The sequence below is a fragment of the Photorhabdus hindustanensis genome (assembly GCF_002968995.1).
GTDB lineage: Bacteria > Pseudomonadota > Gammaproteobacteria > Enterobacterales > Enterobacteriaceae > Photorhabdus > Photorhabdus akhurstii.
Genome location: NZ_PUWT01000002.1, coordinates 21,496 through 41,321, shown reverse-complemented (window position 1 = coordinate 41,321; position 19,826 = coordinate 21,496). Strand labels below are relative to the sequence as shown.

Genomic DNA, 19,826 nt, shown 5'->3' with positions numbered 1-19,826 from the left:
CTTTTTCCTGTGTTCAGTTTCCTGTTCTCTGTTTTCTGTAACAACTGTTTTCCCAGTAACAACAGGCAATTTTCGCTGCCAGTTCAGCGTTATTAAGTACCAACTGAATATTAGCAGACAAGCTATCACCCCCAGTTAACTCAGCCACTCTGGATAACAAAAACGGCGTACACGCCTTTCCATTTACTCTCTGTTCTATGGATTCGTGCACCGCCTGTTCGATAGCAGCATTGATCTCCGCTTCCGGCATAGCGTATGGCTCAGGGATAGGATTGGCAATCACCAAACCTCCCTGTAATCCAGTATCCCATTTTACTGCCATCGCCTGAGCTATCTGTTCTGGGGAGTCCAGACGAATATTGACGGGAAATGGGCTGGTACGACAGAAAAACGCCGGTAAAGAGTGAGTCTGATAGCCAATTAATGGTACGCCATGAGTTTCAAGATATTCTGTTGTCAGGCCAAGATCCAGAATAGATTTAGCGCCAGCACAGACTACTGCGACACTGGTTTTCGCTAATTCCTGTAAATCCGCCGAAATATCAAAAGTCTGTTCCGCTCCCCGGTGCACACCGCCAATACCGCCGGTAGCGAAGATTCTAATCCCGGCCATTGCCGCGATAATCATGGTAGAAGCAACCGTCGTCGCGCCATTTCTTCCAGCCGCGATAACAAAAGGTAAATCACGACGACTGACTTTAGTTATCTTGTCACCTTCTCTACCCAAAAATTCGATCTCTTCATGAGATAGTCCTGCTTTCATCATCCCATTGATAACAGCAATTGTTGCAGGAATAGCGCCATTTTCCCTGATTTTCTGCTCAACTTGTAGCGCAGTCTTTACATTTTGCGGGTAAGGCATTCCATGAGCAATAATGGTAGATTCCAACGCCACAACCGGTCGGTTATTCTCTAAAGCCTCTGTAACTTCCGGGGAAATATCCAAATATTTATTGCTAATAGCATGATTTTTCATGATTATAATTCCAGCAGTTTTTGGACACTGCCATTTGACAGATTTGGATTATTGGTAAATTCGCAAGAGAGCGTGAGCGCGGAGCACCCTTGAGCAAAGCGAACACTTTCCGCCAGCGTCATATTTTCTAGCCAGCAGTTCACTAATCCGGCCACCATGGCATCTCCGGCACCTGTTACATTGACAATCTTGATACTGATGGGAAGTGACCAGCCTGCCACACCATCGCTTTCGCTAAAGTAGACCCCCTCTACGCCCATGCTGAGTACCAACCGTTGCACACCTTGATCGTGAAACCACCGCGCCACTGCCGGAACATCGGTAGGTTGGGTGATTTTCATTCCACTCAGTGCTTCCGCCTCCAGACAATTAGGTTTTAAGGTGTGGATATAGGAAAGCCAGTTTTTAATCTTAGGCGCTTTAAATGCGGATACTGTATCCACAAATATCGGCACCGTTCCGGCGTTAGTCAACAACCAAACCAAAGCTTCTTCAGATAAATTGCAATCAATAACCAGTACACCGGCATGCCGAATAAGATCATAATGATTCGTTAGCAACGATGGCGTCAATTTTTCCAAAATATGCATATCATTGATGGCAACCAACATCTCACCACCGTCATCTAATAAGGAGACATATGTCGAAGTATTTTCACCATAAAGTTTATAGCAGTAGTCAACATTAACCCCTGCGCATCTGGCCTGATCCAGTAAAGTGCTACCATAGAAATCATCGCCAACAACAGAAATCAGATGACACTCCTTACCTAATAATGCGATATTTTGGGCAATATTTCTTCCTACACCACCCGGGGTACATTTTATTTTTCCTGGGTTAGAATCTTGATAAATGAGTTTATCCGATGCATAACCGCAAACATCCATATTAATAGAACCAACCGTTACTACATAATTATGATCAGATAAAATATAACCTTTCCCTTTTATATATCCCTTATTCATTAAATTCATAATATGGCCAGCAACACCAGAGCGACTTATACCTAAAATATCGGCAATTTCCTGCTGTGGGATCAACGGATCTCGTCTCAGAAGTTGTAATATTTGTTTTTCCCGATTCGTCATTTTTGGACACTTGTTTGTTCTTAAACACGCGTTTGTTTTATGTGTTAAAGGAAAAATAGTAAAGTGGGATTTTTCACTTTACAACGAAGTTGGGAGAATGATCGTAAGAGTATATGACTGGATTATCAGCCCTATTTTATGTGATAACCATCAAGTTAAATCCTGCTAAACAATCCTTTTCGCTGCATATTAATAATCAACCGGTGTTTTATGCTAGAAATAAATTCAATAAAACAAAGCATTAAGTAAATCCTTGTCGAAAGCTGACAAATGTTTGGATATACCTTGAAATGGTGAAAATTACTTTTCACCATCTGAAACATGTTTCATGAAAAATTGATCTGTTTCACATTAAAAAACATACTTCATAGCCGAAAATATCCACGAATAAATTATATACGCTGCAATTAGAATAATTTTCACATTAGATTCCATCATATAAAGAACAAATATAAATATTTATAACGCTATTATTCTTATAAACAAAAATGTTTATATTTATTTTCAAGTTAAACAAACAGGAGGAGGCAGTCAAGCAAAGCGAGTTTCGCCGGTGGCTTAAAGCTCAAGGAGCAGAATTTAAAGATGGGACTAACCACTTGAAAGTTTTCTTGAACGGTAAGCAAACCACGATGCCAAGGCACCCTAGTAAAGAAATTCCAGAAAACCGCTGAGGAAACTAATATTAAAACAGCCAGGCATCAAATGACAGACCGGCCCCAAGGGGCTGGTTACTCGCATAAATTCACTGAGTAAAAATATGCGATATCCAGTAAAATTCGAACATGACGAAACAGGCTGGGCTGTGATGTTCCCAGATATCCCAGAAGCCTTAACAGGCGGAGATACCAGAGAAGAAGCGTTAGCTATGGCGCGGGATGCTCTGGTTACTGCGTTCGATTTCTACTTTGAAGACCGGCGCGAAATACCAACACCATCGACTAAAGGTGAAGCTTTTGTCGAAGTACCAGCCAGTATAGCGGCTAAGGTTTTACTGTTGAATACGATGCTTCAAACAAGAACAAGCAACGCAGAACTTGCACGGTTATTGGGAATTCGACCGCAAGAAATTCAACGTATAGTGTCATTAGGTCACAGCACTAAAATTGACACTATCGCGAATGCGTTAAACGCCTTGGGCAAACATCTGGAACTTGTTGCCATTTAAATATTACCATCAAATAATCTTAAACCTTGCCCAGCAAGGTTTAAATAACTAAATTTAAATTACAGCTTCATTACCATTTATTTGATACCAATATTTATCTACTTCAATTTTGTTATTAAAGTATGACTCAAAGATTGGCACACACTATTTTTTACATCGAACCTACTACTATTATTAATATTATTTTCAATAGGAAATTCTAATTTTTCTATTACTTAACTATCTTTACCCAAATCTCTAGAACACCCTCACCGATAAATTCTTCCGTTTTTCTATTAAATTATATATTGTTTAACTTTAACCCCATAATTCACCTCATAAAAATTTTTTAATGTTACGACCTGATCAGCCACTGCTAATTACTCACCACATTAAATTAATATTAAGAAGGAAAATAAGCGCACCATAAATAGCGCGCTTCAAGGAGGTGTTTACTGCTATTTTACAAAACTGTCGATCATTATCATCGATAGCAGATTATTTACATCAGAATTTACTACTTATTTACCGCCGCAAATGTCTCAGCAACACGTGCAACATTACGGTGATTAACACCCGGTATACAGACTCGGCCATTACCGACCAGATAAACAGCAAATTCTTTGCGTAAGTGATCCACCTGTTGCTGGCTAAAACCGGTATAGCTGAACATCCCGCGCTGTTTCAGAAAATAATCAAAATTTTTCTCTGGTAGTGCGGTTTTCAAAGCATCCACCAGCACCGTACGCATTTCCAAAATACGTAAGCGCATATGTTCAACTTCTGTCAACCATTGTGCCTTCAAAGCAGGATCAGTCAGTACTTTCGCCACAACCTGTGCACCAAAATTCGGTGGGCTAGAGTAGACGCGGCGCACACCCGCTTTCAATTGCCCTAATACCCGCTCTTTGGTCTGTTCATCATCGCAAATGACAGACAAGCCACCCACGCGCTCACCATACATAGAAAATATCTTGGAGAAAGAGTTGCTCACCAGACAAGGCAAACCAGCGTTCGCCATTGCACGAATGGCATAAGCATCTTTTTCCATACCACCCGCAAGTCCCTGATAAGCAATATCAAGGAATGGCAGTAATTCTCTCTCTTTAACAATCTGAACAACTTGATCCCATTGATCATCGGTCAGATCCGATCCGGTTGGGTTATGGCAACAAGGGTGCATCACAATAATGCTTTGTGCCGGCAATTTCCTGAATGTTTCCAGCATTTCATCGAATTTTACCCCTTTAGTCTGTGTATCAAAATAAGGGTAATAGTTCACCTTAATACCAGCCCCCCCAAAAATAGCCGCGTGGTTTTCCCAAGTTGGATCACTGCACCACACTTCTGAATCAGGGAAATAGCGATGCAAAAAATCAGCTCCAATTTTAAGAGCGCCAGAACCGCCTAATGATTGAATCGTTGCCACTATCCGTTGTTTCAACACCGGATGATCTTTACCAAATAACAATTCCTGAACCGCAAGACGATAGGATTCCAATCCCTCCATTGGCAGATAAAGAGAAGCAGTCTGTGACAACGCTCTAAGTTGTTCTTCTGCGGTAGCCACCGCCTGTAATTGCGGAGTCACACCCTGCTCATCGTAATACAGCCCGATGCTCAGATTAACTTTTTCCGCACGAGGATCTTTTTGAAATTCTTCAGCTAGCGAAAGAATCGGATCACCAGCATAAGCATCAACATTCTGGAACATCAGGCTCTACTCCTTATCAGTCAGTTATTTAATAAACCATATAACCTACAACATTATTCGTCCAGATATTCCATCACCACTCTGGAAGTGAGTTTAGTCACCAGCTCGTAAGTAATGATACCGGTGCGTTCAGCAATCCGTTCCACCGGCAGTACATCTCCCCAGAGCACCACTTCATCACCCACTTTATCTGTCGCATCAGGCCCCAAATCAACCGAGATCATATCCATCGAAACTCGGCCAGCAATCGGCACTTCACGGCCATTAATATATATTGGCGTTCCCGAAGGCGCACTGCGCGGATAACCATCACCATAACCGATAGCCACAACGCCAAGACAAGTATCACGTTCACTGACCCAAGTCCCACCATAGCCAACCGATTCGCCAGCTTTATGCTTACGAACAGCAATTAAGCTCGACTTTAAGGTCATCGCGGGGATCAGGTTAAAATCCACGGCCGTTTTATCTGACAATGGCGATACACCATACATCATCAACCCAGGACGCACCCAGTCTTGATGGACTTCCGGCCACAACAGGATACCTCCCGATGCATCAATAGATTTTTCTCCCGGTTTGTCCGCACAGAAAGCCTGAAAACAAGCTATCTGCTGGCTAGTTGTATCTACCGTTGGCTCATCAGCCCTGCCGAAATGGCTGACAATATTGACGGGCTGCTGTACATTTTTACAACGACTTAGCCGTTGATAAAATTCTTCGGCATCTTCCGGCCGCACACCTAAGCGATGCATCCCGCTATCCAGTTTCATCCATACTTTTACCGGATGAGATAACTTAGCCTGCTCCAGTGCTTCCAACTGTTCAATGCTGTGAACCACAGTTTCAATATAGTTAGCAACCAATACTGGCAGGTCAGCCGCATCAAAGCATCCTTCCAGTAACAGAATCGGTTTGACGATACCACCATGACGCAATGTCAATGCTTCACCAATTCGCGCTACACCGAAACAATCGGCATCGTCCAGCGTATGTGCTGTCTCCAGTAAACCGTGGCCATAAGCGTTTGCTTTCACAACTGCAATCAGATTGCTTTTAGGAGCAAGCTCCCTTACCCGTTGCAAGTTATGTCGCAGAGCGCGGCGGTCAATAATTGCGGTTGCCGCTTTCATTCTATTCCTTAAATTTATTAATTCTTTGGTGGTTAATACTTATTCGTCGTCATAACTTGGTCCGGCATAGTTATCAAACCGCGACCATTGACCATTAAACGTTAGGCGAACTGTACCGATTGGGCCGTTACGCTGCTTACCAAGAATGATTTCAGCCACACCTTTCATGTCGCTATTCTCATGGTAAACCTCGTCACGATAGATAAACATAATGAGGTCGGCATCCTGCTCAATAGAGCCGGATTCACGTAAATCAGAGTTAACCGGGCGCTTATCTGCCCGCTGTTCAAGGCTACGGTTGAGCTGAGAAAGTGCAACCACCGGCACTTGAAGCTCTTTAGCCAAGGCTTTTAGTGAACGGGAAATCTCCGCAATTTCCAAAGTACGATTATCGGATAAAGCCGGAACCCGCATTAATTGCAGATAGTCGATCATGATCAGACTTAATCCACCATTTTCGCGGAAGACGCGCCGAGCCCGGGAACGGACTTCGGTAGGCGTCAGGCCAGACGAATCATCAATATACATATTGCGTTTTTCCAGCAATATGCCCATCGTACTGGAGATCCGCGCCCAATCTTCATCATCAAGCTGACCGGTACGGATACGGGTTTGATCCACCCGTGAAAGGGACGCCAGCATACGCATCATGATCTGGTTGCCGGGCATCTCAAGACTAAAGATCAACACAGGCTTATCCTGCATCATGGCTGCGTTTTCACACAGGTTCATGGCGAAAGTGGTTTTACCCATAGAAGGACGCGCAGCCACAATGATCAAGTCTGATTTTTGTAAGCCTGCGGTTTTCTTATCCAGATCCTGATAACCAGTTGAAACACCGGTTACACCATCGTGAGGGCGTTGATAGAGCTGCTCGATACGCTCGACGGTTTCTTCAAGGATCTGTTCTATTCCTTTCGGCCCTTCATCTTTACTGGCACGATTTTCAGCGATCTGGAACACCCGTGATTCGGCCAGATCCAATAATTCTTCGCTACTCCTGCCTTGAGGATCATAACCCGCATCTGCAATTTCATTTGCAACAGCGATCATCTCGCGGACAACAGCACGTTCGCGGACAATATCCGCATAAGCATTAATGTTCGCTGCACTTGGCGTATTTTTAGATAATTCAGCCAGATAAGCAAAACCCCCTACATTATTCAGCTCCCCGCTCTGTTCAAGGGATTCCGATAATGTAATCAGGTCGATAGGATTGCCCATCTCCAGCAACCGCTGCATTTCAGCAAAAATGCGCCGATGTGGACGGCTGAAAAAATCATTGCTAGTAACACGTTCGGAAACATTATCCCACCGTTCGTTATCTAGCATTAAGCCACCTAACACAGACTGCTCTGCTTCCAAAGAGTGTGGCGGAAGTTTCAGCCCTTCCATTTGGCGATCTTTTGGTTCAGCCATTTTGTTGTGAGTTGATTTTTTTCCCGCCATGAATCCCGCAATAATCCACTGATAAATTTACAACAGCACAGAGTATACGCTATGAAGTGCCTTGAGTAATTACATATAGTTTGTAATTATTTCTGGCACATTAAAGCCTGTTTACAATGAGTTCAACTACTACGTGCACACACATTCCCCCTTATATTGATGAGGTTGAGTCATGGCAAAACATATCGAATTTTCCTCTATTGGCGGCCCCGAGGTCCTGCAATATTGTGAATTTACCCCCAAAGCTCCTGCTGACGATGAAGTACAAGTAGAAAATAGAGCGATTGGAATCAATTACATCGACACTTATATTCGTAGCGGGCTATACCCGCCGGCACAACTACCAAGCGGCTTGGGCACTGAGGCCGCAGGCGTAGTGACCAAAGTGGGTTCTGCTGTCACTACCATAAAAGTGGGTGACCGTGTAGTTTACGCGCAATCAACTTTAGGCGCTTACAGTGAGGTGCATAATGTCGTGGAAAACAAAGTCGCTGTTCTGCCGGATACCATCTCCTTCGAACAAGCTGCGGCTTCTTTTCTAAAAGGGCTGACAGTCTACTATCTTCTACGCCGTACCTACAAAATCCAGCTAGGCGAACCCTTTTTGTTTCATGCCGCCGCTGGTGGCGTTGGGCTAATTGCCTGCCAATGGGCAAAAGCTTTGGGTGCGAAACTGATTGGAACAGTCGGCTCTGAAGAAAAAGTACAACGCGCTAAAGAGGCCGGCGCATGGCAAGTTATTAACTATAACCGTGAAAATATTGTCGAACGAATTTATGAAATCACCAACGGTGAAAAAGTCGGTGTAGTTTATGATTCTGTTGGTAAATCGACCTGGCTGAACTCGCTGGATTGTCTGAAACGCCACGGATTAATGGTTAGCTTTGGCAATGCATCCGGACCAGTTACCGGTGTCGATTTAGGGATTTTAAATCAAAAAGGCTCACTGTTTGTTACCCGCCCTTCTATCGCTGGCTATATTTCAACGCGCGAAGAGTTGGATGAGGCGAGCAAAGAATTATTTGATCTGATTGCCAGCGGAAAAATTAATGTGAATGTACCAGAAAATCAGAAATTCCCGCTAAGTGAAGCGACAAGGGCACATCAGATTCTGGAAAGCCGGGCAACGCAAGGATCAAGTTTACTGATCCCTTAACAGTAAGATAAGCGGGTTATTAACCAAACCAACAAGTCTAATACCTCATTCATGCCGCTATTGCCTGCACTAATAACCTTAGACCGGAGGGCAATGCTGGCTGAATATATGAAAGATAAAACAATACCCCTCCTGGTAGGGGTATCACACCTCAGGCAGATAAATAACGATAAGATTGAGGCGCTGTTATCCCTTGACCAAACACATTTAAAGGCAGAGGTTTATCGTATTTTTTAACATTACCAATACCGATTGCGACAGCCTTCTCCCTTCCTTCAAAATAACTATCAAAAAAATCCTTTGTTGTACCTGCAAATTGATGAGTCATTTCCCATACAACGGAAGGAGCGCCAGAAATAATATCTTCAATTTCAAACTCGCCAACAACCATACCTATCGGCATAGTTGCATATATAACAACGGATTGAACCTGATTATTTTTAAAGGCAACTTTCCTAAATTCAAATTTCTTTGAACCATCAAGTATTCTATCAACATACTCTGGTTTAATTGATAATAAAACTTTCATTGGCTTCGCTCAGTTTGATAATATTATTAAATTGATCATCAGTCAATCTCATGATTCCCCAATAATCACTTTTATTTAAACCGACTTCGTTAATGAGTCTATCACGAATAATCCTTTTAGGTAAAGCCACATTATAAGTAAATCTTACTATGTATGGATACTGCCGTCTTCTATATATTTCAGTTAATTCATTTACATTAAAGACACTAAATTTACTACAATAATCAATATAGCTTTCTAGCGTTGGGAACTCATTAATAACCCTGACTTCTTCAACAACGCAAAGTGAACTAATCACAGATCTATATCGTGCTGGCCCTTGTTTATCGGCCGTTCTATATATAACAATAATATCCCCTCTCTTCATATGAAGGACATCTTTCATTGCACATATACTCAAGATACTTCAAAGTGCATGTTTGAAAAACAATTATATTGTTGAATTTAAATATTTTTATGTCTGACGGCTCAAGCATCTTGAAGTTCATTCGGTATATATATATTTTATGAATACTATTAGTATGTGAAACATCCCGAACAATATCAGGTGACTCAGTGAAAAGCCGCGAGTCAGGGAAAAGGCGTGTATGAAATTCTGGATATATTGATAATAAATATTTATTTTTTCTTTATTAACTATCAACGGATAGTCAAGAAGAATATCACCATTTGTCAATGTTAAGTCTCTAACATATACAAACTCTATACCATTATCTGTACGTTTTTCGCCATGCTTATAGAAACCATATTTTTCAAATAAGCGAATAAGGTAATCATGTTTTTCAAAAACAGTCACATAGATATTATCAACTTCCATCACTATTGCTGTATCGAATACTTTCTTTATAAAACGCTGTCCACGCAATGTCCCTTTTGATTCAAATTTAAATGTACCTATTTTAAGATGAGTATTACCAGGTAAAGGAGGATCAACATCTGAAACATTATTCTCAAGTTTTAAATAAAGAAACCCTTCTATTTTACCAGTAGTATCATACAATACATAAGCTGATTCATTATTTCTAGCTTTCTTATTTAACCAATCTGGAAATTCAATATAACTTTCTTTTAATGAGTCGAAAAAAACGTCATTATGTTTGAAATAGCTGAATTTTTCATATCTTAAACTATCCATAAACATCTAGCCTCCACAAGGGTAATTTTTCGTTCTGGTGTAACAGCCTAGTGGTTTTACCAACACCAGTGCTCTTATGTTTGTATTCTAATGTTATCCAAACATAAAAATTTCATCTTGAATAACGTCTCTTCTTTACAAGCTATCATTAGTTACTTACCTTACTATGAGATATTTATTTAGTATCCATTAAGCAATCAATAACTTCTGGGTATCTTAGTCCTTGTCTACCGTTAATAATCATAATATATCATTATCAAAAAAATAGGAATGCCTAATATTAATACATTTCGTGCTGAATAATACCTAACAAACCAGTTGCTATGTACTTACTATCAGCAAGAGTCACGTAAACTGGGATATTATTACCCGGAACAGTTTTCCAGATTTCAATATGACAAAATTAATTTATTCGAACAGCATCACAATATTTCGCAAAGATATATGGATATCTATTTTTGTCCGATAATGAAAAACTAACTCGAAAAAACAGATTAAAGCACAGTAAAAAATCACGCAATATCCATAAATATTTTAGTGCTCAATTCTCATATATGACTGTGCCTTTAACAGTAAAATGAGCGGATATTACATCCGCTCAGTCACCATAGCTAACGCCTGTTCCACGACAGAAACATCCGCGCCCGGTTTATGTGCATTTTCACTAAGATGACGACGCCATTGACGTGCCCCCGGAATCCCCTGGAAAATACCTAAAATATGGCGGGTAATATGCCCCAGATATGTTCCTTTTGATAGCTCTTGCTCTATATAAGGATAAAGTGCTTTAACCACCGCAACAGTATCAACTACTGGCATTGAAGCATCAAATAATTCATGATCAACCTGTGCCAGAATAGACGGGTTCTGATAAGCCTCACGCCCAATCATAATTCCATCCACATGTTGTAGATGCTGTTTCGCTTCTTCCAACGATTTAATACCACCATTAATAGCAATCGTTAATTGAGGGAAATCCTTTTTCAATTGATAAACTCGTGGGTAATCCAGCGGGGGAATCTCACGGTTCTCCTTTGGGCTTAAACCAGAAAGCCAAGCTTTACGGGCATGGATGGTAAATATATTGCAACCACTGCGTTGCACAACAACATCAATAAAATCACATAGAAATTGGTAACTGTCCTGTTCATCAATACCGATACGGGTTTTAACTGTCACCGGCACATTTACCACATCCTGCATGGCTTTCACGCAATCAGCGACCAGTTCAGCTTCCCCCATTAGGCACGCACCAAAACGGCCATTTTGCACCCGGTCAGAAGGACAACCGACGTTTAGGTTAATTTCATCATAGCCACGTTCCTGTGCAATCTTCGCACAATGCGCCAACGCCTGCGGATCACTGCCACCCAGTTGTAGTGCTATCGGATGTTCTTCTTCGCTGTATGCCAGATAATCGCCTTTACCATGAATAATCGCCCCAGTTGTCACCATTTCTGTATATAACAGCGTTTGCTGACTTAATAAACGATGGAAATAACGGCAATGGCGATCTGTCCAGTCCAACATAGGAGCTACGGAGAAACGGTTAGGACTATATTTGACTGTTTCTCTATCTTTCTCGCTGAATTTAAACGTTTTTTCAATTTCTTTACTTTGGTGCATTGCTATACTTTTTTAGATTATTTTGGCATTCTCAGTACCCCATAAATAAGGGAATATACTGCGGAGAATGATATTAAATTACGGCCTACTATAGCATAGTGAAACGTCCCCGTACTGATGACACTATTAGGTATCGTTGACAATTGACGTTAAGAAGTATCGCAGGTGATTTAATGTAGAGCCGTACAATTTGCTATCAGGAATATTTTGGGGAAACGCAGAGTACGTTGACTTTAGCGTAATTATTTCAGCTAAAGGGATAAACGGGACCAAAGCCCCATTCCTTTTACTGATATTGAACGTTGAAGTTAATAACCGCGCCACACGCTGCCGCATAACGTTCCAAAGTCTTCATACTTGCGCCAAGAGGATTTTTTTCAAGCCTATTAATACCTGATGGTTTGATACCGATTTTCTCTGCCAGCTCAGTCTTTGACATTCCAGAACGTTCACGCATCTCAAACAATATCTGTATCAGCTCTAATTCCTTGTCGGCTTCCTTATACGCAGCGATAGACTCCGCGTCATTCAACATCAACTCCTTCAATTCGTCCAGTGATACTGGTTTCATTTGAACTCCTTAAGCCTCGCATGGGCTGTCTTGATGGCTGCTGCCGGGGTTTTGTCGGTCTTCTTCACGAATGCATGTAGCAGATAGATATTCTGACCTCTTGCAAACGCATACAGTGACCGGGCAATGTCTTTATCTCCTACCCTTTCGAAGGAAAAGATGGATAAAATTCGTGAACGATTGAAAATCGCAGAAGACCATGCCAGAGGAACATAATATGAACCACAATATCGAAGTCAGTAGCGGTAACATTTATGCCGATCTCGGTACGGCAGATGCCGAAGAAATGCAAGTCAAAGCACAACTTGCTACCACCATCGGCAACATCATTAAAAGCCGCCGCCTAACACAGGAAAAAGCCGCACAATTGTTAGGCATGACTCAACCCCGCTTATCTAACATGCTACGTGGGCAGCTCCGGGGGATCAATGCGGCAAAAATGCTAGATTGCCTGAATCGACTAGGGCGGGACGTTCAGATTGTGATCGGGAAACCACGCCGAACACCCGGTAGCCTTAAAGTCGTTTTTTCTTAATACAACTTTCACAATAGCCCAATCTTCTGGGCTATTTTTATCTGTCGTGAAGGTACTCAAGCTCAGCTCTTGTCAACAGATCTGACTGGTACCGAACCTTTTACTACAGCCCTTTTTCGTACAGTTCCTAATCCTGCTGTCGCTCAATTAAATCATTTTAAGCTGGTTGATAATAAAAGGATTCGCCTGAAGCAACAACAACAGTTTTCTTGATGCGCCAGTGGGATAACGGCGTTGGCTTTCCCAACTTTTCACCAAGTCATAACTTACCCCGACCGCCACAGCAAAATCTTGCTGCTTCAAGCCGGTAGCTTCGCGTATTGCTTTAACATCAATCTCGGTGAGAGTATGAACATGTTCTGGTTTCGGTGTCAGCTCACCCTTCTCAATTTTCACCATTTCTTCTGCACTGGCCAGCAGATCGGCAAATATTTCATCTTTCATGCGATTTCTCCGCCCTTTGGAGAGGGAGTTACTCCCACAAATAACGCAACTAATTCAGCCTATCCGAAAGTTGCTTAAGCATTTTTTTCTACTCATCAGTCAAATTATCTTGCTCATTCTTCGGATAGACCAACGCCAGATAAATTCGACCTTTACTGGTAACATTATAATAAATAACTCTAACTCCCCCACGTTTGCCCATCCCCGAACGACTCCAACGAATCTTACGAAATCCCCCCGTATTCGCAATGGTATCTCCAGCATCAGGATCATTAATTAGCGTTTCTTGAAACTCCCGATATTCATCATCGGGTAACAATCCTGGTCGCCGCTTACTAAAGCCTTGCAGCTCAATAAAAGTAAACATCGTGCTCCCGGTCTGATTATTATCCTTTCATCCATAGTAAGTGTACTGAGTACACAAATCAAGCCATATTGGCGTACAAGGTACACCTTTATTAACTCAGATACCTCACTACACTTATAACGACACTATCTACTGTTCCAGCCAGCAGATCGACAAATAATTATTCAGCACTACTTAATCCGTGCCAATATCATCATGCCCTTGTTCAAATTCCCATTGAATATTATATTTATCGATAAAATAAAAATATCTGATCTTGCCCATAATCTCACAAGTTTTTTGTTTTAAAACAGAGTTTTTTTCATCCTCCTCGTTAAAGAACATAAATTCATCACTGGTAATTTCATCTATTTTGTATGGCTTATATAATGGTGATGAATTTATCAATCTGACATCAGGAAAGTTTTTTATATATTCAAATACACTATCTATATTTTGTATTCTAAGACAAATATGTCCAATACCACCAATATCATTAGCTTCCTTTATTTCAACCATTTTTGCTCCCGTCGGATGATGATATTCCATTAACTCAATAAAAACCCTAGCTCCAGGAATTTCCAAAAATGCCATTGATACATCAATCTGTTCAGGGTTATCAATAAAACCCGCTGACTTTGCAAAACCCTTATTTTTAAAATGAGGAAAGAATTGTCTTGGTATTGCCCCAAATAGATTTTTATAAAAGTCTATTGCTGCCATCATGTCATCTACAACAATATTAATATGACCCAATCCTTTAAAGTCTATCATTATTTTCTCCATTAGTTTATATAGAGTACAATCTCATCTAAAATAAAGAATAATAAAATTAGCCTACACAAGATAATCAACAATTAAGATTTAAATTGGAAGCCAGAGATACCCCCAAAAAATCAAACAGGTCAATTTTGGGGGTGAATTGAAAAATTGCGTCTATTTATCCCTCAGGTTTTTCCGGCCAATCAATATCCATTGCCTGTGAAACATCTATCCGATTAAGTATTACTCTGTATTCTTTCCATGCCAATAAAGCTATTTTCTCTTCCTCAGTTGCAATACCTAAATCAACAGCGTCTTGCAGTGGTGCAATTTGATTGGTTGCCTCAGCAATAAGTTGTTGTTTTTGGAATTCAGCATGTTGCCGTAATTCATCTTTCGTTGGCGGGGGAATATCTGCCCACTCCGGCAAACCGTTTTTATTTGCTACACGGTGTTTCCCTTCTGGAGCATGATTAGCAGCATATTCCTGATAAATATCATGACTGACTTCTATAATATCATCAGGCAATGAACCAGCAGCAATATAATTTTGTTCCAATTCTACCGGGTAGAAAGCATTCGTTTTTGCACTGTAATAATACATAGTTAATATCCTATCGCTATCCAAAAGAATGGGCTATCCCATTTGGCATTTACCCAAGAATTTAATAAATCGAAAGATGAATTATCAATTACATTTACATAGCCAACAGATGCCCCCATAAAACCCATTTTACTTTGAATAGAATTAATATTGACGGCATAATGCGTATTGGAAAAACTAATTGGCAATTGAATACGTTCTATACGGCCAGCATCAATGACCTTAGTACGCCCCCATTGGTAAATAACCCCTGTATCTCCACATTTCCACCAACCATTAACCGCTTTACTGGCTGTATTCCTATTACCTTTGGCATTAACTTGGTTATCTACTTCTTCTTTTGTGTACACCCCAATATCCACAGCATCCAGATCAATATTCTCAGATAATTCCTTACCATTCACTTGCCGAATGTTGGGCACTCTGCTATTAATATTTTCACCAAGCGAATTTACTATTTTCTGAGCAAGCTTTTGCGTAACAGCTAATATGTCACTATCACCAAGTACATCTGTAAGTTGAATAACACCTTTTTGTGTTAATGAAGCACTTGGAATTTCTATTAAAGCTTTTTTCTCTAAAGCTGTATTTAATTGGGCAGTGAGCTTATCTATATCACCGTCATCCAAAACATCATCACCACATTGTGTATAAATAAAATTAGCCACCACTGATGATATGGTTGACGATTGACGCAAGACCTTATTTAATAAATCAATGGAAATAACATTGGGAAGAATTCCCATATTCAATTCCTGACTCTCTTCATATTCTTCCTGAGAAACAATATTCGCATCTGGACTAATAGAAAAGGCTTTAAAGTCATTCTTATTACTCATGAGTTCTCCTTAAGGAAAAAACTTATGTTTTCATTAAATAAGACTTTGAGATAATGAAAATTAAAATATCCACCTGTTCATCGCATATAATTTTAGAATGCATTTCAATAATAGCCTTTTTCTGATAATGAATGATGAAATATTTTTATAACTTAGTGAAATTAACTATTTTATTATAATTAATAAAGATAACAATTAAATATTTTAAGCCAAATTTATACCCAAGCCGCTCATTTACATTCAGCATCCACGCACCCTCTGTTTGAACTATTCTCCAAAAACTCAGGTAAGCAAATAAAATAAGCCATTTTACTTTAATCTGAGTTTTGTGATGTTGCTCTCACAACAAAGAATCGCCAGTTCCAATAGGCTTTGTCAGCTTATAAAAACATTCTTCAGGATTTATTAGCTTGAATTATCCAGAATAGGTCTATTCTTAATATGTGGACAAATTCTATTGTCAATACTTATTAAACCTACTAAGTAAGGGAAAATTATATGCCATCAAGAAGAGACGTCATAGTTGGAGGATTAAGTCTTGCTGCTGCCGGTACGCTATCCGCTGTATCCTCAGCCAACGCCGCAACTGCTAACATAAAACTGACAGGAGCCTACAAAACAAATAGTTCAGAAAAATCCCTTGATATTATTAATCTTTATGATCTGGAAGAAGAAGCGCGTAAATTGATTCCTGCGCCCCAATTTGGCTATATCAGCGGCGGTTCAGGTGATGAGTGGACTCTACGTGAAAACATCAGAGCCTTTGACGATTTCCAAATTATTCCCCGCTATCTCGCCGGAGTAAAAGAGCCTGACACCACAACCGAATTGTTCGGCAGTAAAGTGGATATGCCTATTTTCATTCCCCCAATGGCAGCACATGGGCTAACTCATACTACTGCTGAATTGGGCACAGCAAGAGGCGCTGCCAATGCCGGTACACTATTTACCGCACAAACTCTAGCCAATTCACCTCTTGAAGAGATAGCAAAAGTGAGTAATGGCCCTAAATGGTTCCAAATTTATTTTACCAAAGATATGGGCATTAACCGCGAAATGATACGCCGAGCCAAAGCGATGGGAGCAACCGCAATCGTCTTTACGGTCGATTTAGAGTGGAGTGGTAATAGAGAAACCGATAAACGTAATAAATTTGTTTTCCCACATTCATTACCATTTCCGAATATTCCAGGCGTTCCCGCAGGAGCAACCTTAGCAGAGATTACAGCGCTCTTTAAACGGGATCTTGATTTTAATGACCTGGAGTTCCTTGCCAAAGAATCAAGTCTGCCAATCATCGTAAAAGGCATTCAATCTGCCGAAAATGCTAAAGAATGTGTTGACCACGGCGCCGCCGCAATTCAAGTTTCTAATCACGGTGGCCGGCAGTTGGATACTGTCCCGGCAGCAATCGCTTCATTACCGCACATTATTGAAGCTGTCGGATCTAAAATCCCAGTCTATTTAGATGGCGGCATCCGCCGCGGTACCCATGTGTTTAAGGCTCTCGCATTAGGTGCCAAAGCTGTCGCTATCGGTAGACCCATTTTATATGCGCTGGCATTAGGTGGAGCACCAGGAGTCACTTCCGTTTTAAACCTGCTTAAAGATGAGCTAAAACTCTGCATGAAGTTAGCAGGATGTGCGGCCATTAAAGATATAGAGAGAAAATTTATTAATTTGATTTAACCCATTAACTAATAAAGCAAATATTGGCCCCGTTTCATTTGAAACAGGTGATTTCAGGAAACGGGGTAAATTATGTTGCCTTTAGAAATAATGGATACCATAACGAAAAAATCCGTTCTCTCACTTATTACACCATATTTCCTATATTAATTATTTATTTCCCTTTGAAATGTTCTTCAAAGGGAAACATTTCATGTAAATATTAATGGAGTACACGAGACGCTGACAGCTCAGTAATATCAAATTCATAACTTTGTTGCTCTTCCATGTTACTGCGTAAAACATCTTCTACTAATGTAGAAAAACCTGTCATCATCTGCTTTTCCATCATGACGCCTTTTGGTTCAGGCCACGGCAAACTAGCAATTGGCCAGTCACAATGTGACTTATAATAATTAAATTGTTCCAGCCGCTCTTTAGACCGGTCAAAATCATTACTCCAGTAAGCATTACCTAGCCGAAAATTTGTATAAAATTCATCAAAACTACCGAAGATTTCATAAACATAATCAGCGGTTTTCAGCATATTTCTCCATGCCATTTCTTCACTGATATAACCGGCGCAAAAACAGTTACGACTTAAAACAATCGCAAGCCACAAATCAAACCCCCACACTAATGCAGGGGGGCGTTGATTAATAGGTTTGGCACATTTATGAATATAGTCAGGTGTTACTTCAACTAATTTGGCCAGCACTTTAAACATTTTCCCATCACTAAGAGCGGCATCAATCGCAAAATGTTTTGAATGCACCCCCTCCCACAAACCCGTTAGCATTTTCATATACCCTTCTTCATCAATAATTCCCCAGTCGCTATATAATTGGGATTGATGCTCTTGGGTCAGAGATAATGGAAGCAGACAGTAACGATAGTTATCATGGGCAACCCGTGACTGTAGGGGATAATGCTCTAGAGTTTCACTCCAAAAACCTAGCCAATAGTCACTAACAATATTTAACCGTAACGCCTGGCGCTTCTCTTCTGGTAAAAGAGATAAACCTGCTTGTTGATAATAACGCCGTTGTTCCCATTCAGGCCGCTTAACAATGCGATAAATAATAACAGAGAGCAACATTACACCTAATAATGCTACACCTCCTACTTGTGCCAGAAGTAAATAATCGGCATCAGGGACAGATACATTACCTATTATAAATAAAACAATTGCTACAGATAATACAATACCCATACATACTGCAATTACAAATAAAATATTAATCAATGCATATAATGCTCTTAGAAAAGGTAACTTTCTTTTTTCACAGATAATATGCTTCATTACCTGATAGCCTTTAACTGGGAACTGTCTATAATGAGGCTGATTTTGTAAAAGCTCTTTCATCACAAATGCTTCCTTTCCGAAAATTATCTGTCATATACGATAATTCTTGTCTGTATTATCATAAACTTCAAGAAAACATTATTTTTGCTATTGAGTACCAATTTAGCCAAATTAACTCCATCAGGGGACAATCACAATGAACTTTACTGGATAATATTTTCTATTGAAGAAACATGATAACATCACAATATTATCATCGTACTGGTTGTAAGAGGCGCAATGAAATTGATTAATCAAAAAAAGTTACTGGAACAGGCCGAAGTTATTTGCCAGGCTCGTGGAGTCCGCTTTACTCCGCAGCGTCTTGAGGTTTTGCGTCTCATTTCAGAGCAGCCAGGGGCAATCAGTGCTTATGATTTACTGGATTTGCTACGGGAAGCAGAACCGCAAGCCAAACCGCCTACCGTATACCGAGCACTGGAATTTCTGTTGGAACAGGGATTTATTCATAAAATAGAATCCACCAACAGTTATGTCCTATGCCACCATATTGAACAACCAAGTCACACCTCAGCAATGTTCATTTGTGACCGTTGTGGTTCTGTTACAGAACGAGATGGTGGAACCGTCGAATCCGCCATCCAACAACTAGCAAAAACCGCCGGGTTCAGTTTACGCCATACCGTCATCGAAGCGCATGGCTTATGCTCATCCTGTGAAGAGATCGAATCCTGCACTAAGCGAGATGAATGCCAGCATGACCACCGCATTGAAGTAAAAAGAAATAGATAGTAAATA

The 19,826-nt window shown here is 40.6% G+C and carries 22 protein-coding genes and 2 pseudogenes; 6 read left to right on the top strand and 18 right to left on the bottom strand.

What is annotated here, in order from left to right; all coding sequences use genetic code 11:
• Positions 1-13 precede the first annotated feature (13 nt).
• Positions 14-976 carry a pseudouridine-5'-phosphate glycosidase gene (locus C6H66_RS01160; RefSeq protein ID WP_105394571.1) on the bottom strand — a complete coding sequence of 321 codons (963 nt, stop codon included), beginning with the start codon at positions 974-976 and terminating at the stop codon, positions 14-16.
• 2 nt (positions 977-978) lie between these two features.
• Positions 979-2,064: a PfkB family carbohydrate kinase gene (locus tag C6H66_RS01155; RefSeq protein WP_105394570.1), complete on the bottom strand. Its 1,086-nt coding sequence runs from the start codon at positions 2,062-2,064 to the stop codon at positions 979-981.
• A gap of 488 nt (positions 2,065-2,552) precedes the next feature.
• On the opposite strand from C6H66_RS01155, the pseudogene C6H66_RS01150 reads away from it, so the two are divergent.
• Both C6H66_RS01150 and C6H66_RS01145 read left to right on the top strand, forming a co-directional pair.
• Positions 2,553-2,773, top strand: a pseudogene (locus C6H66_RS01150) (type II toxin-antitoxin system HicA family toxin).
• A 51-nt stretch (positions 2,774-2,824) separates the two neighbouring features.
• A complete protein-coding gene (locus C6H66_RS01145; RefSeq protein ID WP_105394569.1) occupies positions 2,825-3,232 on the top strand; it encodes a type II toxin-antitoxin system HicB family antitoxin in 408 nt (135 codons plus the stop codon).
• Between the two features lie 54 nt (positions 3,233-3,286).
• Here the strand turns inward: C6H66_RS01145 and C6H66_RS27380 are convergent, their stop codons facing one another.
• From C6H66_RS27380 to dnaB, 4 genes are all read right to left on the bottom strand, one after another.
• Positions 3,287-3,373, bottom strand: coding sequence for a hypothetical protein (locus C6H66_RS27380; RefSeq protein WP_339416044.1), 87 nt, complete (start codon positions 3,371-3,373; stop codon positions 3,287-3,289).
• Between the two features lie 355 nt (positions 3,374-3,728).
• Complete coding sequence (locus tag C6H66_RS01135; RefSeq protein ID WP_105394568.1) at positions 3,729-4,925, bottom strand: amino acid aminotransferase; 1,197 nt, start codon at positions 4,923-4,925, stop codon at positions 3,729-3,731.
• Between the two features lie 53 nt (positions 4,926-4,978).
• Positions 4,979-6,058: an alanine racemase gene (gene alr, locus C6H66_RS01130; protein WP_105394567.1), complete on the bottom strand. Its 1,080-nt coding sequence runs from the start codon at positions 6,056-6,058 to the stop codon at positions 4,979-4,981.
• Positions 6,059-6,097: 39 nt separating this feature from the next.
• Positions 6,098-7,507: a replicative DNA helicase gene (gene dnaB / locus C6H66_RS01125; RefSeq protein WP_011148449.1), complete on the bottom strand. Its 1,410-nt coding sequence runs from the start codon at positions 7,505-7,507 to the stop codon at positions 6,098-6,100.
• Between the two features lie 172 nt (positions 7,508-7,679).
• Between dnaB and C6H66_RS01120 the strand changes: the two genes are divergently transcribed.
• Positions 7,680-8,663 carry a quinone oxidoreductase gene (locus tag C6H66_RS01120; RefSeq protein WP_105394566.1) on the top strand — a complete coding sequence of 328 codons (984 nt, stop codon included), beginning with the start codon at positions 7,680-7,682 and terminating at the stop codon, positions 8,661-8,663.
• Positions 8,664-8,814: 151 nt separating this feature from the next.
• Here the strand turns inward: C6H66_RS01120 and C6H66_RS01115 are convergent, their stop codons facing one another.
• From C6H66_RS01115 to C6H66_RS26540, 6 genes and pseudogenes are all read right to left on the bottom strand, one after another.
• Complete coding sequence (locus C6H66_RS01115; RefSeq protein ID WP_046396774.1) at positions 8,815-9,192, bottom strand: ASCH domain-containing protein; 378 nt, start codon at positions 9,190-9,192, stop codon at positions 8,815-8,817.
• Positions 9,170-9,577 carry a hypothetical protein gene (locus C6H66_RS26550; RefSeq protein ID WP_248000585.1) on the bottom strand — a complete coding sequence of 136 codons (408 nt, stop codon included), beginning with the start codon at positions 9,575-9,577 and terminating at the stop codon, positions 9,170-9,172. Before C6H66_RS26550 ends, C6H66_RS01115 begins: the two co-directional genes overlap by 23 nt.
• Positions 9,578-9,689: 112 nt before the next feature.
• A pseudogene (locus C6H66_RS26545) lies at positions 9,690-10,327 on the bottom strand (N-acetyltransferase); the annotation flags it as partial.
• Positions 10,328-10,915: 588 nt separating this feature from the next.
• Entirely contained in the window at positions 10,916-11,953 is a 1,038-nt protein-coding gene (gene dusA, locus C6H66_RS01105; RefSeq protein WP_105394565.1) for a tRNA dihydrouridine(20/20a) synthase DusA, read from the bottom strand.
• A 286-nt stretch (positions 11,954-12,239) separates the two neighbouring features.
• Positions 12,240-12,524, bottom strand: a complete 285-nt coding sequence (locus C6H66_RS01100; protein WP_105394564.1) for a helix-turn-helix domain-containing protein — start codon at positions 12,522-12,524, stop codon at positions 12,240-12,242.
• Positions 12,521-12,652 (bottom strand): type II toxin-antitoxin system RelE/ParE family toxin, encoded by a 132-nt coding sequence (locus C6H66_RS26540; protein WP_082302553.1) that lies wholly within the window; start codon positions 12,650-12,652, stop codon positions 12,521-12,523. Before C6H66_RS26540 ends, C6H66_RS01100 begins: the two co-directional genes overlap by 4 nt.
• A gap of 89 nt (positions 12,653-12,741) precedes the next feature.
• Here C6H66_RS26540 and C6H66_RS01090 point away from each other — a divergent pair, with 89 nt between their 5' ends.
• Complete coding sequence (locus C6H66_RS01090; protein WP_105394563.1) at positions 12,742-13,059, top strand: helix-turn-helix domain-containing protein; 318 nt, start codon at positions 12,742-12,744, stop codon at positions 13,057-13,059.
• Positions 13,060-13,206: 147 nt separating this feature from the next.
• Here C6H66_RS01090 and nadS read toward each other — a convergent pair whose 3' ends face one another.
• From nadS to C6H66_RS01065, 5 genes are all read right to left on the bottom strand, one after another.
• A complete protein-coding gene (gene nadS, locus C6H66_RS01085; protein WP_105394562.1) occupies positions 13,207-13,503 on the bottom strand; it encodes a NadS family protein in 297 nt (98 codons plus the stop codon).
• Between the two features lie 88 nt (positions 13,504-13,591).
• Positions 13,592-13,870 (bottom strand): type II toxin-antitoxin system RelE/ParE family toxin, encoded by a 279-nt coding sequence (locus tag C6H66_RS01080; protein WP_105394561.1) that lies wholly within the window; start codon positions 13,868-13,870, stop codon positions 13,592-13,594.
• A 174-nt stretch (positions 13,871-14,044) separates the two neighbouring features.
• On the bottom strand, positions 14,045-14,623 hold the full coding sequence (locus C6H66_RS01075) for a VOC family protein (RefSeq protein ID WP_181150130.1): 579 nt from the start codon (positions 14,621-14,623) through the stop codon (positions 14,045-14,047).
• A gap of 166 nt (positions 14,624-14,789) precedes the next feature.
• Complete coding sequence (locus tag C6H66_RS01070) at positions 14,790-15,215, bottom strand: tail fiber assembly protein (protein ID WP_046396146.1); 426 nt, start codon at positions 15,213-15,215, stop codon at positions 14,790-14,792.
• Positions 15,216-15,217: 2 nt separating this feature from the next.
• Complete coding sequence (locus tag C6H66_RS01065) at positions 15,218-16,054, bottom strand: gp53-like domain-containing protein (RefSeq protein WP_046396145.1); 837 nt, start codon at positions 16,052-16,054, stop codon at positions 15,218-15,220.
• A gap of 498 nt (positions 16,055-16,552) precedes the next feature.
• On the opposite strand from C6H66_RS01065, the gene C6H66_RS01060 reads away from it, so the two are divergent.
• Positions 16,553-17,743: a lactate oxidase gene (locus tag C6H66_RS01060; protein WP_248000582.1), complete on the top strand. Its 1,191-nt coding sequence runs from the start codon at positions 16,553-16,555 to the stop codon at positions 17,741-17,743.
• Positions 17,744-17,945: 202 nt separating this feature from the next.
• Here the strand turns inward: C6H66_RS01060 and C6H66_RS01055 are convergent, their stop codons facing one another.
• Positions 17,946-19,088: a DUF1266 domain-containing protein gene (locus C6H66_RS01055; RefSeq protein WP_105394559.1), complete on the bottom strand. Its 1,143-nt coding sequence runs from the start codon at positions 19,086-19,088 to the stop codon at positions 17,946-17,948.
• Positions 19,089-19,307: 219 nt separating this feature from the next.
• Between C6H66_RS01055 and zur the strand changes: the two genes are divergently transcribed.
• Positions 19,308-19,820: a zinc uptake transcriptional repressor Zur gene (gene zur / locus C6H66_RS01050; RefSeq protein ID WP_046396143.1), complete on the top strand. Its 513-nt coding sequence runs from the start codon at positions 19,308-19,310 to the stop codon at positions 19,818-19,820.
• The last annotated feature ends 6 nt before the right edge of the window (positions 19,821-19,826 follow it).